Origin of the sequence: Bacteroides muris (ex Fokt et al. 2023), from assembly GCF_024704895.1 — a bacterium.
GTDB lineage: Bacteria > Bacteroidota > Bacteroidia > Bacteroidales > Bacteroidaceae > Bacteroides > Bacteroides muris.
On record NZ_JAMZEE010000091.1, the window covers coordinates 1 to 1,616 of the forward strand.

Genomic DNA, 1,616 nt, shown 5'->3' on the forward strand with positions numbered 1-1,616 from the left:
CAGAGTTTGCGCCACTGCTCGATATCCTCCCGGTAGGTTTCAAGGTGCAGGCGGGCGAGGTTCTCGATAAGTCCCGACGCACTCATGCCACGCCCGCCGAGACGGCGGACAATCCCGTCCAGCCGGTCACGCACCTCACCGCTGACGAACACAGGCTTTCGGTCGGTTATTTTGGGTACTCGCAGGTAAGTGGTACGGTACTCGTCCAGCGACAGCTTGCGTTGTTTGCTGCTGACACGCTTCTGTGGGACTGCCACTTCTTCGGGCGTTCCGCCTGACGGTTCATCCGCTGTAACAGTTTCCGCTTTTTTCGTGACGGTCTTGCCGGGTTGTGCCAGCTGTTCCGGATCCAGACCGATGTTCCTGTAGAAGTCGTCCATAGACTTCTCACTGCGGGATTCCCTGCGTCCCATTCTTTACACGATTTCACGGGTCTGCTGCTCACTGATACTTGGTTCTCTTTTCATTGTCATAAAACAGGTTGATTAAGTTATTACTGTGGTCTTGCTCTGTGCCTTGACCGATTATCGCAAGTAAAGTAAGATACTTTAGTGCAGTCAGTCAAGCGTTTGGAGCCGATCAGACAATTTTGTGTGACTTTGCTTTATGGTGACAGAGACACCTGTGAGGACTTCACAGATTTGCTGGACGTGAATAGCCGGAAGAACAAAGGTGCGATTACAGTCAGGTTTGAATTAAGCCCTTATTTTCACTCTTGACACATTCCTGATTTCAAGAATTAAGAATATATACCAAATCTGTGCCAACCTCTACCAACCTGTGCCACATGCTTCCACTTCCGGGAAATCCATTGCCGGATAACAGATTATGTATTCCTTTGCGGCAAAAGAAACAGTAACAATAAAAAGTATGTATATGGAAATCGTATCAATTGAAAGAAAGACCTTTGAGGCGATGGTCGCCAAGTTCGACCGTTTCGTCCGCCACATGGATGCCATCTGCCGGCGGCACGGAGAGAAGACAATGGGCGAGTGGATGGACAATCAGGACGTTTGCCGGATGCTCAACATCAGCCCACGCACATTGCAGACGCTTCGGGACAATGGGACTCTGGCTTACTCGCAGATAAACCACAAGACCTACTACCGTCCCGATGACGTGCAGCGTATTGTTGCCGTTGTGGAGGACAGGCGCAAAGAAGCAAAGTTCAAAGGAAGAACTATATAAACTTGATGAAATGAACGAAGTAAACTAACAATACCCACTAAATCCAAAGTAACATGAATGAACTGATTAACAAGGACAGCGAGTGGATAATCCACTTCATGGGCAGTCTCGACCGTCTTTTGGACAGCTTCGAACATCTGACCGCCAATTACCGCCCGACATTGAACGGGGAGCGTTTCTTCACCGACAAGGAGGTGTCGGCACGGCTGAAGGTGAGCCGCCGGACACTTCAGGACTACCGCAATGAAGGGCGTATCGCCTATATCCAGTTGGGTGGCAAAATCCTCTACCGTGAATCCGACATCGAAAGGATGCTGAATGACGGCTATCGCTCCGCCTACCGACAGGCTGCAATCTGATTTTCCGTCAGTCACTTGTTTCCGTTGCCGGATGCTCTTCAAGCGTATGGCTGGCAGTGGCAAGGTTTT

3 protein-coding genes are annotated in these 1,616 nt (G+C 50.0%); 2 read left to right on the plus strand and 1 reads right to left on the minus strand.

The window, feature by feature from the left end; all coding sequences use genetic code 11:
* A partial coding sequence (locus M1B78_RS18300; RefSeq protein WP_257941476.1) for a DUF3408 domain-containing protein occupies positions 1-413 on the minus strand: 413 nt, incomplete at its 3' end.
* 463 nt (positions 414-876) lie between these two features.
* Here M1B78_RS18300 and M1B78_RS18305 point away from each other — a divergent pair.
* Together M1B78_RS18305 and M1B78_RS18310 are read left to right on the plus strand one after the other, a co-directional pair.
* Positions 877-1,188 carry a helix-turn-helix domain-containing protein gene (locus M1B78_RS18305; protein WP_257941477.1) on the plus strand — a complete coding sequence of 104 codons (312 nt, stop codon included), beginning with the start codon at positions 877-879 and terminating at the stop codon, positions 1,186-1,188.
* 53 nt (positions 1,189-1,241) lie between these two features.
* Positions 1,242-1,547, plus strand: coding sequence for a helix-turn-helix domain-containing protein (locus M1B78_RS18310; RefSeq protein ID WP_257941478.1), 306 nt, complete (start codon positions 1,242-1,244; stop codon positions 1,545-1,547).
* The last annotated feature ends 69 nt before the right edge of the window (positions 1,548-1,616 follow it).